Consider the following 12,511-nt stretch of genomic DNA (forward strand, 5'->3'; position numbering starts at 1 on the left):
TCTATATTTTTAGAAGATTTTTCACATCCAAATCAATTAATTTTAAGTATTACCTATTACCCTATGCTCAAATTAGTAAAAAATGCCAATCTGCAACCTGGCAATCAAGCTATCATTTCTGATAACCAATCATATACTTATCAGAATTTATTAGATTCCTCCGAAAAATTTGCCTCACTTTTACTTGAAAAAAGTTCAGATCTAAACGAAACGCGTGTCGCGTTTATGGTTTCTCCGGGTTTCGATTATGTAAGCATTCAATGGGGAATTTGGCGTGCAGGGGGAATTGCCGTGCCTTTGTGCATTAGTTATCCATTGCCTTCATTACAATATGTGATCGAAGATACAGGGGCTGAAATTGTAATTGCAGGTGCCGAATACGCCGAAATTCTAAAACCTTTAGCTGCTGAAAAAGGATTCAGATATATAATTTTGCCTGAAGTTGACAAACTTTCTATTCCGTCAAAAAAATTACCTAATATTCAATCTACTCGTAAAGCGATGATACTCTATACGAGTGGTACTACTAATTTACCCAAAGGCGTTGTGACCACACATGCCAACATTGAGGCTCAAATTTCTACCTTGGTGAAATCTTGGAAGTGGTCAGCCCAAGACCATGTTTTATGTGTACTTCCATTACACCATGTACACGGAATCATCAATGTTATTTCTTGTGCTTTGTGGTCGGGAGCAACCGTTGAGTTTTTGCCATCATTTTCAGCAGAAGGCGTTTTTGGTGCATTTCAGCAAGGTAAAATCAATCTATTCATGGCAGTACCAACGATTTACTTCAAATTAATTGCTCATTGGGAAAGCTTACCTATCGACCAACAAAAACAAATTTCTGATACGCTTGCCAAATTCCGCTTGATGGTTTCGGGTTCAGCAGCCTTGCCAGTATCAGTTATGGAAAAATGGAAAAATATCAGTACGCATACATTGCTCGAACGCTACGGAATGACCGAAATTGGCATGGGTATCAGTAACCCGTACGATGGAGAAAGGAAGGCTGGATACATTGGTAAACCATTATCAGGAGTAAAAGCCAGACTCGTAGATGAAAATAACCAAGTGGTGAAACGTGGACAACCTGGAGAAATTCAGATAAAAGGCAAAAATGTTTTCTTGGAATATTGGAATAAACCCGAAGCTACTCAAAAGACTTTCACGGCTGATGGTTGGTTTAAAACTGGAGATGTTGCAGTTGTTGAAAAAGGTTATTATCGAATTTTAGGACGTGACTCTATTGATATTATTAAGTCGGGTGGGTATAAAATTTCAGCTTTAGAAATTGAAGAAATCTTACGTACGCACCCAGCTATCAATGATTGTAGTGTGGTTGGGGTGCCCAATGATGAATGGGGCGAATTAGTGGCTGCAGCTATTATTGTCAATGACCCTAATTTAGATTTAAAGGCATTAAATGCTTGGATGAGAGAAAAAATGCCAGCCTACAAAACACCTCGTCAATATAAGATTGTAGAAGAACTTCCAAGAAATGCCATGGGCAAAGTGACAAAGAATGATTTGAAAAAAATGTTCATCTAATTTAGTAATGTTTACCACGGGGGCACTGAGAACAAAGTGTTTCACAGAGCAATAGAATTGAATTTTCTACGTGTGAAACAACAACTTACAAATAAAACTAACTTACCTAAACAATGATAATCTACGGAGTGGCTATTTTAGCCTTTTGTTATGTAATTGGCCAGCTATTTGGCGAATTTCTTGGAAAATTACTTGGCGTTGATGCCAATGTTGGTGGCGTAGGTTTTGCTATGCTATTATTAATTATACTAAGCGACTGGTTCAATAAAAAAGGTTATCTCGACCGACAAACAGAAAACGGCATTATGTTCTGGAATCAAATGTATATTCCAATTGTAGTGGCAATGTCTGCCACACAAAATGTGCGAGTTGCTGTTTCAAGTGGCTTTATTGCAGTCTTAGCAGGCCTTATTCCCATAATTATTTGTGCTATTATGATTCCATTATTAGCTAAACTTTCAAAAAATACCCAACTCGACTAATATGGAAATCATTGTAAAATTCTTTGAAAAAAACGGTTTGATAATTGCCTTCTTGTCGGTTGGTATAATTACTTACATCTCTGGCGTATTTTCTGATAAACTTACCAGAAAAAAAATTCCCGCTTCTGCAATAGCCATTCTCATTGGTTTGGTTTTGGCCTATGTTGGTGGCATTTACACTAAAGGCGAAAAAGGTTTGGCTGATATAAAAATATTTTCAGGTTTTGGTATGATGGGAGGCTCAATGCTCCGTGATTTTGCCATTGTCTCTACGGCTATGGGAGCAAGTTTTGTCATCATGAAACGAACAGGCTGGGTTGGAGCTTTATCGCTTTTCTTAGGAATCGTGCTTTCATTTATTTCTGGGGTAATTGTTGGGCTTTTTGGAGGATATACTGATGCTATTAGCCTAAGTACCATTGGTGCAGGTGCTTGCACGTATATCGTTGGGCCTGTTACAGGAGCTGCCATTGGTGCAAATTCTGATGTAATTGCCCTGAGTATTGCCGCAGGTGTAGTAAAGGCCATTGCAGTAACTATTGGCACACCGTTTATTGCAAAATATATTGGTCTCAACAGCCCACACACAGCAATGGTTTTTGGAGGATTAATGGGTACAACCAGCGGTGTTACGGCGGGTTTAGCAGCAACAGATCCCAAGTTAGTACCTTACGGGGCTCTTACAGCTACTTTTTATACTGGATTGGGTTGTTTATTCTGCCCCTCGGTTTTGTTTTTATTGATGAAATTGATTTTTGGCTAAAAATCAATGCCTATTATAAAGTTTTGGGGTCTAAGACCATAGAATGGACATTAGACCCCAAAATTGGTTTATTACTAATGACCAAACCTTATAAAACAACCATAGCTTTGATAACTTGCGATTTTGGGTCGAGCCATGTCTCAAAAATTTCAGGTAAATCTTCAAAAGCAGCTTCATGAGTCAACCATGCTTTGGTATTGATTTCCCCACTTTCCATCTTCGAAATAATGTGTTTAAAATCAGCAGGCAAGGCATTTCTACTGGCTAAAAGTGTAATTTCTCTTCGATGAAAATCTGGGTCAAAAAAGGTTACTTCTCCTTGAAAAAGCCCAACGTAAACTAACTTTCCGCCAAAGCAAACATAAGAAAACGCCTTCATCATTGATTGGGCATTCCCTGTGGCATCAAAAACAACAGTAGGTAAATTTCCACCTAACGTTTTTCTTAAATCATCAGCAGAATAATTTTCATTAGGAACAATACTTACATCAATTCCAATAGCTTGGTTTGCAAAAGCTAGTCGTTGTTCGCTAAAATCCATTACCGCAATTTTTGCACCATTGATTTTGGCAAACTGAATAACAGAAAGACCAATAGGCCCCGCACCAATAACCAATACAATATCTTTTTCGGTTACATTTGCTCTTTGTACAGCATGCGAACCAATCCCTAAAGTTTCAACCAAAGCCAGTTGTTCATAAGCTAATTTTTCAGAAGTATGAAGTTTATTGACTGGCACTTTTAAATATTCTACCATTCCACCATCAATATGCACACCCAATACTTTTAGGCTCTCACAACAGTTGGTTCTGCCATTTTTACATGGTTGACACTCTCCACAATTCAAATATGGTTCGACTGATACTTTCGCTCCAACTTTAATACCTCCATTTTGAGCTTCACTCCCTAATGCAATCACTTCCGCACCAAGTTCATGCCCTAAAACACGAGGATACGAGAAAAATGGTTGACGCCCACGATACGCATGATAATCAGTTCCACAAATACCAATGCGATGGATTTTCAACAAAGCTTCGTGCGGAGCTAATGTATCATCAAAATCTTGGTGAATAAGTTTGAGTTCTTGAGGTTGGTTTAAAATGATAGTTTTCAAAGTGTATATTTTTAAGTTTTAAATCACAAATGATATTTCTTTAAATTCAAATTTTTTCAATTCTTGCCCAACTTCCATCATCAAATGACCACTATCTGCAACATCTACTATTTTTCCTTTGAAAATAATTTCTTCTTTTTCATAAAGATGCTCCTCTCCTACCCTAAATAATCTCTCTATGTATTTCTTTTTCTGTGTTTCAATAAACGCCCCTCCATTTTTCAGTTGCAAATAATATTTTTCTATGCATCCACATAATTGTTCAATCAGTGTCTGAATATCAAAATCTTCTTGCTTTTGCGTTGCCAAACGAAGCGAAATAGCTTTTTCGTTAGAAAAACTCAATTGATTAATATTTAATCCTATTCCTATCACCGAATAGGCAATTCTGCTTCCCGAAAGCGTATTTTCAATCAAAACTCCTCCCATTTTTTTATTACCAACATAAATATCGTTAGGCCATTTTATAGCTAAACCATTTGATAAATATTTGCACAAAAACTCAAAAATACCCAAAGAAACCGCAATATTTAGACGAAATTGATGAACAACTGATAAAAAATCTGGTTTTAATATTATTGAAAATGTAATATTTTGATTCGGGAGGGCTTCCCAAGTGTTTCCACGCTGCCCACGGCCAGCAGTTTGATTGGAGGTAATGACAATAGTACCATCAAAAACTCTCTTTGTTTGAATTATTTCGGCAGCAATATCGTTAGTTGAATGACAACTTGGCAGATAAATATGATTTTTGCCGAGAAATAAAGTTTTGGGTTGAAAATTGTGCAACTTTATACTAATTTAGCGTTTTAGTAAAGTATCATCTTTTTGGCAGATTTTTATGGTATTTTTTTGCTCCATTTGAATCGCTAAAAGTAATTAAATTAAATTTTTAGTGAAGTTCGTTATCTTCTAATGATTTTTAGCTAAATTATACGAACCGCTCACAAAATTAACTGAAGATAAGATTGAATGAAAGAAATCAAAGAACTTTCTGGTGAAGAGTTATGTCGCTTAGTAGTACACGGAATGTTAGAAAAAAAAGCGACCAATATTGTAGTAATGGATTTACGAAATGTAAAAAATGCTATTACTGACTATTTTGTAATTTGCTCTGGAAACACCGATACACAAATTGATGCCATTGCTACCTCAGTGGACGAAGAAGTTTTCAAAGGTTCAAAAATGAATCCATGGCACCAAGAAGGAAAGCAAAACAGAGAATGGATTTTACTCGACTACGTAGATGTTGTCGTGCATGTTTTTAGAAAAGACCGTCGTAAATTCTATGATTTAGAATCACTTTGGGGAGATGCCGAAACAACAATAATCGAGGAAAGTGTTGAACCCGAAGCACCACAACTAATGTACTTCGAGGATTAATCTGGTAACCAAGAACCTTTACAAGTTTCGTGCAACCTTGTAAAGGTTATTTTTATAATAATCGCACTAAATTTTGAAAAACTAATTAAAATGTCAGACAACAACAGTAATGAGTTCCAAAAAAGAAAACCGACCAACAACGGTGGTGGCGGTTTACAAGGCTGGATTGTAGCGGCAATTATCATGGGGATTATCGGCTTTTTGTTATTTTCTAGGTCAGCTTCTTTGGCTCCTATCAAATACAAACAGCTTGAACAAATGATTCTACAAAAAGATGTAGAGAAAGTAGCCGTTGTAGAAGGAAACCGAAGTGTAGAAGTAACACTTACTCGTGATGCTTTACAAAAACCAGAATATAAAAAAGATTTAGGTAATAATCGTTATAATGCAAGTGGTCCGCACTTAAAAGTTGATTTGATTTCGGTTGAATCGTTTATGAACGATTACACGAATTTTCTAAAAACTGCACCTATTGATGAAGCTTACCGACAAGCATTGTATCCAGAAAGCATTGAGCGTCAGGATATGATGAATATGGTTTGGCAATTACTTCCATTTATTGTTGTATTAGGCTTGATGTATTTCTTAATGAGCCGAATGACAGGTGGTGGTGGCCCCGGTGGTGCAATCTTCAATATCGGAAAATCAAGAGCTGCTTTGTTTGATGCCGATAATAAAGTAAAAATCACTTTTAATGATGTAGCAGGTCTAGAAGAAGCGAAAGAAGAACTTCAAGAAATCGTTGATTTCTTAAAAACTCCAAAAAAATATACTGAGCTTGGAGGTAAAATACCAAAAGGTGCTTTATTAGTAGGCCCTCCAGGAACAGGTAAAACACTCTTAGCTAAAGCTGTGGCTGGTGAAGCCAGTGTGCCTTTCTTCTCATTGTCAGGTTCTGATTTCGTAGAAATGTTTGTGGGTGTAGGTGCCGCTCGTGTACGTGACCTCTTCAAACAAGCGAAAGAAAAAGCTCCATGTATCATTTTTATTGATGAAATTGATGCCGTTGGTCGCTCACGTGGACGTGGTTCAATGCCAGGTGCTAACGACGAACGTGAAAATACACTTAACTCGCTATTGGTAGAAATGGATGGCTTTGGTTCAGATGCTGGTATTATTATTTTAGCAGCTACCAACCGCCCAGATGTACTAGATTCTGCTTTGATGCGTCCGGGCCGTTTCGACCGCCAAATTAGTGTCGATGCTCCAGATATCATCGGTCGTGAGGCTATTTTCAAAGTGCACATGAAGCCTTTGAAATTATCTAATGATATTGATATTAAAAAACTAGCTGCACAAACACCTGGTTTTGCTGGTGCAGAAATTGCCAACGTTTGTAATGAAGCTGCCCTTTTGGCTGCTCGTCGTGGAAAATCAGCTATTGATATGCAAGATTTCCATGATGCCATCGACCGTGAAATTGGTGGTTTAGAAAAGAAAAACAAACTAATTTCTCCAGAAGAAAAAGAGATTGTTGCTTATCATGAAGCAGGCCACGCAGTAGCAGGGTGGTTCTTAGAACACGCCAATCCTCTAGTAAAAGTTAGTATTGTACCGCGTGGTATTGCTGCATTAGGATATGCCCAATATTTACCAAAGGAACAATATTTGTATCGTACCGAACAACTTTTCGATGAAATGTGTATGACACTTGGTGGCCGTGCAGCAGAAGAAGTTGTTTTTGGAAAAATCACCACTGGTGCATTGAGCGATTTAGAAAGAATCACGAAAAGTGCTTATGGAATGATTTCCGTTTATGGTATGAACGACCGCATTGGTAATGTTTCTTACTATGACTCGAAAGGACAAGGTGAAATGTCATTTACGAAACCATATTCAGAAGATACTGCAAAGGTAATTGATGAAGAGGTGAAGAAATTGATTGATAGTGCTTACGTTCGCACGAAAGAATTATTAATCGAAAAACGTGAAGAATTAGAGAAAATCGCTCAAGAATTATTGAAAAAAGAAATTCTTTATCAATCAGACTTAGTTGATTTAATTGGTAAGCGTCCGTTTGAGAAATTGACTAATTATCAAGAATTTATGGATAAAGTCGATACTCCAACTGAAGAACAACCTTCAGTAACTGAGTAATAAAAACAAACATATCATAACAAAAAGCTCATCTTTCGATGAGCTTTTTTGTTATGATAACTGGTGTATTTGAATGATTTTGATTTGATAATAGACAAATTCAGAAAATATAAAATCTATCAAGATTTTTTTGCCTCAACTATTGCTACTGTAAATCGTACAGCACAAACCAATTTTTGTTCTTCTGAAGTTATTTTTATATCCCATACGTGAGTAGTTCGGCCGATATGCAGAGGAGTTGCCTTGGCATAAACAAATCCACTACTTACCGACCTGATATGATTGGCATTAATTTCCAAACCCACCGCTCGATGGGTAGTGGGGTCATCTAATGCTAGAATAGAAGCTACACTACCTAAAGATTCAGCCAATGCCACAGACGCACCTCCGTGTAAAATTCCAAAAGGTTGCGTAGTACGGTAATCAACTGGCATTCGAGCTCTTACAAAATCATCGCCTACTTCAATAATTTCAATTCCTAAGTGTTCGCTTAAGGATGGTTGACCAAAGGGTTTCGACACATCGAAATGCTTTTTAAACATATTTTTTTATTTATAATTAATACACTAATAACGCTATTTTTCAAATCTCTTTAAACTAATAGGGCAATATTTTGTAATTTTGCAACTTTATTAGTTTTACCCAAAACTAAGGTTTGTTTTAGATAGTTTCAATTTAAAATTCTGATATTTTGCATACCAAAACAATTTACTTAATTCGTCACGGAGAAACCGAATTTAATCGCAGGGGGGTAGTTCAAGGTAGCGGCATCGACTCAGACCTTAATGAACTTGGTTTTATTCAAGCAAGAGCTTTTTTTGAAGCTTATCAACACATTGAGTTTGATAAAATCTACACATCAAAACTTCGTCGAACTGTCCAAACAGTTCAAAACTTTATTGATTTAGGTATTCCTTTTGAGCAATTTGAAGGCCTAAACGAAATTAGTTGGGGAGAAAAAGAGGGGAAAGTGCCTAACTATTTAGAAGATGAGAACTATCTCGAAATTATAGCGAATTGGAGCAACGGAAAAACGGATATTCCTGCAGCACCAGGGGGTGAAACGCCAGAACAAGTAGTTGCTCGCCAAAAAGAGGCATTTGAGCAAATTATGACTCAAACTCATGAAAAAACCATTTTGGTTGCCATGCACGGAAGAGCAATAAGAATCTTGTTAACTCATTTATTGGAGTTACCTTTATCGCATATGGATACATTCCAACATAGTAATTTATGCCTTTATCGACTAAGCTACGATTATTCAAATAATAAATTTACATTAGATTTAGCAAATGACACCTCACATCTATCAGAAATATTGATAAAATAATATACCCGTTTATTGAATCATTTTCCCATTGATGTAGAAAAAAGCCGTTTACCTACTATCTTTATGTAATTTTAAATGACATATCAATTCGATAAAGCATAAAAGCTTTGTTTTCGGGCAATCGTATGAGTAAAAACAAATTATATTGGTTATTTCAAATTGTAGGATGGGGGCTTTATTTTAGTAATGAAATAGTTGCTTATACCATTCAATATGGATTCGATAACCAAATGGTGTTTCAAGCTTGTGCTAACATGGTTTTGGCCATTTTACTCACGCACTCATTCCGATTCATTGTCAAAAGATACAACTGGATTACTCTACCCATGCCCCAGTTGGCCATTAGGGTTGTTTTAGGTGTATTTGTGATGACAGATTTACTGGTAGCCTTAAACCTTCCACTCGATGCCAAATATACGGGTCAATTATTAAACGAAAACCCTATTTTAGCCATAGAATACTTCATTAACCTTTCAAAACCAACAATGGTTTGGGTGTTAATCTATGTATTTTATCATTATTCTGAAGAAAAACGCCAACGTGAAATAGAGCAGTTGAAACTTCGTACCTCTATCAAAGAAACAGAAGCGAAGGTACTTAAGGCACAAATGAATCCACACTTTATGTTTAATGCTTTGAATAGTATCAGAGCGTTGGTTTATGAAGACCCCTCTAAGGCTCAACAAGGTATTACACAATTATCTAACATCCTTCGCAGCTCACTGATTGCCGACCGTCGAACCACTATTTCGCTCAAAGAAGAACTCAAAACTATTGAAGACTATCTAGCCTTAGAAAAGGTTAGATATGAAGAACGCCTTCAAACAAAATGGGATGTAGATAATGAAACACTTGGTATTCAAGTGCCACCAATGATGCTACAAACTTTGGTTGAAAATGCCATTAAACACGGCGTTCAAAAAGCTATTGGATGGGGGTTTGTTGAAATAAATACAAGTATTATTGATGACAAACTCTTGATAAAGATTAGAAATACAGGTCAATTACATAGTACTGAGTCTGATTCTGAATCAAGTGGTTTTGGCTTAAAAAATACTGCTCAACGCCTTGATATTTTGTATAGTAGTGATGCTTATTTCAAAATTTATCAAGAAGATAACTTAACTGTTTGTGCTGAAATTATGATTCCAACTGGTAATCCTGATATAAAAACAAATCTTTCATTTGATTCGACAGCAGCAAAAGCCGCCAGTTAAATTCACCGAATATTATATAAAAGCTATAACGCATGAAAGCAATTATCATTGATGACGAACGCCTAGCACGTAATGAATTACGCCGTTTGCTCGAAAACTTTCCAAAAATTGAAATCATTGGCGAGGCTGCTAATGCCGATGAAGCCCTTAATTTAATTGATGAATTATCTCCAGATTTACTTTTCTTGGATATTCAAATGCCCGGTAAAACAGGCTTCCAATTACTAGAATCAATTGAAGGAAAAGTACCAGAAGTAATTTTCACAACGGCTTATGACGAATATGCTCTTAAAGCATTCGAATTCAATGCCCTTGATTACTTGATGAAGCCAATTGATGTACAACGTTTGGCAGAAGCTATTCAACGTGTTGAAGAAGAGCAAATTCATGATGTTGAACGCAAAGAAGGAATCAAGCTTTTGGGAGAATCAGACCAAGTTTTTGTAAAAGATGGTGAAAAATGCTGGTTTGTTCGTTTAGGTAAAGTTCGTTTGTTTGAATCAATGGGTAATTATGTGCGTCTGCATTTCGACGACCAAAAGCCTATGATTCTTAAATCTTTAAATAGTTTAGAAGAACGACTTGACCCCAAAATTTATTTCCGTGCCAATCGGAAGCATATCATTAATCTAGCTTGGATTGATAAAATTGAGCCTTGGTTTTCGGGTGGTTTACTCGTAACACTGAAAACAACAGATAAAGGAACTACTACCGAAAAAATCGAAATATCTCGCCGCCAAGCCATCAAATTCAAAGATTTGATGTCGCTGTAATCAATAATATTTACGTTATTACTCACAGTAGAGACGTTGCATGTAACGTCTCTACGTAACGTCTTGATGGACTATCCCTATTCATCTATTTTTATTTAGCAAGAAAATCCAAAAATACCGAGAGTATTAGTCGCCTTTTTGTTTTAGAATTTCTTAGATTTGTCCAACTCAATGAACATCGTAGATAACAATGACAGCAAAATCAAACTTAGACAAACTAGAGATACTGAATAGCAAAAATCAAGAAGCACTCTTAGGTGGCGGCGAAAAAAGAATCGAATCACAACATAAAAAAGGTAAACTTACCGCACGTGAACGCATCGAATTATTACTCGATGAAGGTACTTTCGAGGAAATTGGTCGTTTTGTTATGCACCGTAGCAAAGATTTTGGCTTAGATAAAGAATATTATTTAGGTGATGGAGTAGTAACTGGCTACGGTACAATTTCGGGTAGATTAGTCTATGTTTTTGCTCAAGATTTTACGGTTTTTGGCGGCTCTCTCTCTGAAACTTATGCCGAAAAAATCTGTAAAATCATGGATATGGCTATGAAAAATGGTGCACCAGTCATTGGCCTAAATGATTCAGGCGGTGCTCGTATTCAAGAGGGTGTCAACTCTTTGGCGGGTTATGCAGATATTTTTTACAGAAACACATTAGCTTCAGGTGTCATTCCACAAATCTCGGCAATTATGGGGCCATGTGCTGGTGGAGCTGTTTATTCTCCTGCCCTAACAGATTATGTTTTAATGGTAGAGAATACCTCTTATATGTTCGTAACAGGGCCAAATGTTGTGAAAACAGTTACGCACGAAGATGTGAGTTCAGAAGAATTAGGTGGAGCCATGACACACGCCACTAAATCAGGAGTTACACACTTTGTTTCTCCAAATGAAGTCGAGTGTATCAATGATATAAAAAAACTCTTTAGTTATATTCCTTCAAACTGCGAAGAACAACCTCCATTCGTGGCGTATGAGTCTAATGGAAATGAAAAAAGACCAGAATTAGCCAAGTTAATGCCCGAAAATCCGAATCAACCTTATGATATGCGTGAAGTAGTAGAGCAATTGGTTGATGAAGGCAGTTTTTTTGAAGTACATAAGAATTTTGCTGAAAATATTGTTGTTGGTTTTGCCCGAATTGGTGGTCGAAGTATCGGAGTTGTAGGTAATCAACCAGCAGTAATGGCTGGTGTACTTGATATAAATGCAAGTTTGAAAGGTGCAAGATTCGTACGCTTTTGCGATTGTTACAATATTCCACTTTTAGTTTTAGAAGATGTACCTGGTTTTCTCCCGGGAACTGACCAAGAATGGAATGGTATTATTTCGCACGGAGCTAAATTACTTTATGCTTTTTGTGAGGCCACAGTACCAAGAGTTACGGTGATTACTCGAAAAGCCTATGGGGGAGCTTACTGTGTTATGAATTCAAAGCACATTGGGGCTGATATGAATTACGCTTGGACCTCAGCCGAAATTGCTGTAATGGGTGCTGCTGGTGCAGCAGAGATTATATTTAGAAAGGAAATTTCAGAAGCAGTTGACCCAGCAGCCGAACTTCAAAATAAAGTAGATGAATACACTGAAAAGTTTGCTAATCCTTACAAAGCGGCACACCGTGGCTATATCGATGAGGTTATAAATCCTGTGGATACACGTGAGAAATTGATAAAAGCATTTAAAATGCTTGAAAATAAGGCAACAAATCTTCCTCGTAAAAAACACGGAAATATTCCGCTATAAATAAAATCGTTTTCTTATTTGAAAGGTACTTGGAATTTCTCCATGTACCTT

Annotated in this window: 12 protein-coding genes; 9 read left to right on the forward strand and 3 right to left on the reverse strand. The window is 36.7% G+C overall.

Going from position 1 to position 12,511, the window contains the following annotated elements; all coding sequences use genetic code 11:
• The first annotated feature begins 63 nt into the window (after positions 1-63).
• From EMTOL_RS01405 to madM, 3 genes are all read left to right on the forward strand, one after another.
• Positions 64-1,551: an acyl-CoA synthetase gene (locus EMTOL_RS01405; protein ID WP_015027475.1), complete on the forward strand. Its 1,488-nt coding sequence runs from the start codon at positions 64-66 to the stop codon at positions 1,549-1,551.
• 113 nt (positions 1,552-1,664) lie between these two features.
• Positions 1,665-2,033 (forward strand): malonate transporter subunit MadL, encoded by a 369-nt coding sequence (gene madL / locus EMTOL_RS01410; protein WP_015027476.1) that lies wholly within the window; start codon positions 1,665-1,667, stop codon positions 2,031-2,033.
• 1 nt (position 2,034) lies between these two features.
• Entirely contained in the window at positions 2,035-2,796 is a 762-nt protein-coding gene (gene madM / locus EMTOL_RS01415) for a malonate transporter subunit MadM (protein ID WP_015027477.1), read from the forward strand.
• Between the two features lie 88 nt (positions 2,797-2,884).
• Here the strand turns inward: madM and EMTOL_RS01420 are convergent, their stop codons facing one another.
• Complete coding sequence (locus EMTOL_RS01420) at positions 2,885-3,910, reverse strand: zinc-binding alcohol dehydrogenase family protein (RefSeq protein ID WP_015027478.1); 1,026 nt, start codon at positions 3,908-3,910, stop codon at positions 2,885-2,887.
• Between the two features lie 18 nt (positions 3,911-3,928).
• Positions 3,929-4,699, reverse strand: coding sequence for a biotin--[acetyl-CoA-carboxylase] ligase (locus EMTOL_RS01425; RefSeq protein ID WP_015027479.1), 771 nt, complete (start codon positions 4,697-4,699; stop codon positions 3,929-3,931).
• A gap of 183 nt (positions 4,700-4,882) precedes the next feature.
• Here EMTOL_RS01425 and rsfS point away from each other — a divergent pair, with 183 nt between their 5' ends.
• Positions 4,883-5,293 (forward strand): ribosome silencing factor, encoded by a 411-nt coding sequence (gene rsfS / locus EMTOL_RS01430; RefSeq protein WP_015027480.1) that lies wholly within the window; start codon positions 4,883-4,885, stop codon positions 5,291-5,293.
• 90 nt (positions 5,294-5,383) lie between these two features.
• A complete protein-coding gene (gene ftsH, locus EMTOL_RS01435) occupies positions 5,384-7,390 on the forward strand; it encodes an ATP-dependent zinc metalloprotease FtsH (RefSeq protein ID WP_015027481.1) in 2,007 nt (668 codons plus the stop codon).
• Positions 7,391-7,509: 119 nt separating this feature from the next.
• On the opposite strand, the gene EMTOL_RS01440 is transcribed toward ftsH, so the two are convergent.
• Positions 7,510-7,932, reverse strand: coding sequence for a hotdog fold thioesterase (locus EMTOL_RS01440; RefSeq protein WP_015027482.1), 423 nt, complete (start codon positions 7,930-7,932; stop codon positions 7,510-7,512).
• 149 nt (positions 7,933-8,081) lie between these two features.
• Between EMTOL_RS01440 and EMTOL_RS01445 the strand changes: the two genes are divergently transcribed.
• The 4 genes from EMTOL_RS01445 (at position 8,082) to EMTOL_RS01460 (ending at position 12,460) form a co-directional block, all read left to right on the forward strand.
• Positions 8,082-8,720 carry a histidine phosphatase family protein gene (locus EMTOL_RS01445; RefSeq protein ID WP_015027483.1) on the forward strand — a complete coding sequence of 213 codons (639 nt, stop codon included), beginning with the start codon at positions 8,082-8,084 and terminating at the stop codon, positions 8,718-8,720.
• A gap of 125 nt (positions 8,721-8,845) precedes the next feature.
• On the forward strand, positions 8,846-9,937 hold the full coding sequence (locus EMTOL_RS01450) for a sensor histidine kinase (protein WP_041693353.1): 1,092 nt from the start codon (positions 8,846-8,848) through the stop codon (positions 9,935-9,937).
• Between the two features lie 32 nt (positions 9,938-9,969).
• Complete coding sequence (locus EMTOL_RS01455) at positions 9,970-10,710, forward strand: LytR/AlgR family response regulator transcription factor (RefSeq protein ID WP_015027485.1); 741 nt, start codon at positions 9,970-9,972, stop codon at positions 10,708-10,710.
• 190 nt (positions 10,711-10,900) lie between these two features.
• Positions 10,901-12,460 (forward strand): acyl-CoA carboxylase subunit beta, encoded by a 1,560-nt coding sequence (locus EMTOL_RS01460; protein ID WP_015027486.1) that lies wholly within the window; start codon positions 10,901-10,903, stop codon positions 12,458-12,460.
• Positions 12,461-12,511 lie beyond the last annotated feature (51 nt).

The organism is Emticicia oligotrophica DSM 17448 (assembly GCF_000263195.1).
GTDB lineage: Bacteria > Bacteroidota > Bacteroidia > Cytophagales > Spirosomataceae > Emticicia > Emticicia oligotrophica.

What these genes read in the sequence shown, in the direction of transcription:
- EMTOL_RS01405 (WP_015027475.1), top strand. Translation starts at nt 64, where the DNA reads ATGCTCAAATTAGTAAAAAATGCCAATCTGCAACCTGGCAATCAAGCT.
- madL (WP_015027476.1), top strand. Translation starts at nt 1,665, where the DNA reads ATGATAATCTACGGAGTGGCTATTTTAGCCTTTTGTTATGTAATTGGC.
- madM (WP_015027477.1), top strand. Translation starts at nt 2,035, where the DNA reads ATGGAAATCATTGTAAAATTCTTTGAAAAAAACGGTTTGATAATTGCC.
- rsfS (WP_015027480.1), top strand. Translation starts at nt 4,883, where the DNA reads ATGAAAGAAATCAAAGAACTTTCTGGTGAAGAGTTATGTCGCTTAGTA.
- ftsH (WP_015027481.1), top strand. Translation starts at nt 5,384, where the DNA reads ATGTCAGACAACAACAGTAATGAGTTCCAAAAAAGAAAACCGACCAAC.
- EMTOL_RS01440 (WP_015027482.1), bottom strand. Translation starts at nt 7,932, where the DNA reads ATGTTTAAAAAGCATTTCGATGTGTCGAAACCCTTTGGTCAACCATCC.
- EMTOL_RS01450 (WP_041693353.1), top strand. Translation starts at nt 8,846, where the DNA reads ATGAGTAAAAACAAATTATATTGGTTATTTCAAATTGTAGGATGGGGG.
- EMTOL_RS01455 (WP_015027485.1), top strand. Translation starts at nt 9,970, where the DNA reads ATGAAAGCAATTATCATTGATGACGAACGCCTAGCACGTAATGAATTA.
- EMTOL_RS01460 (WP_015027486.1), top strand. Translation starts at nt 10,901, where the DNA reads ATGACAGCAAAATCAAACTTAGACAAACTAGAGATACTGAATAGCAAA.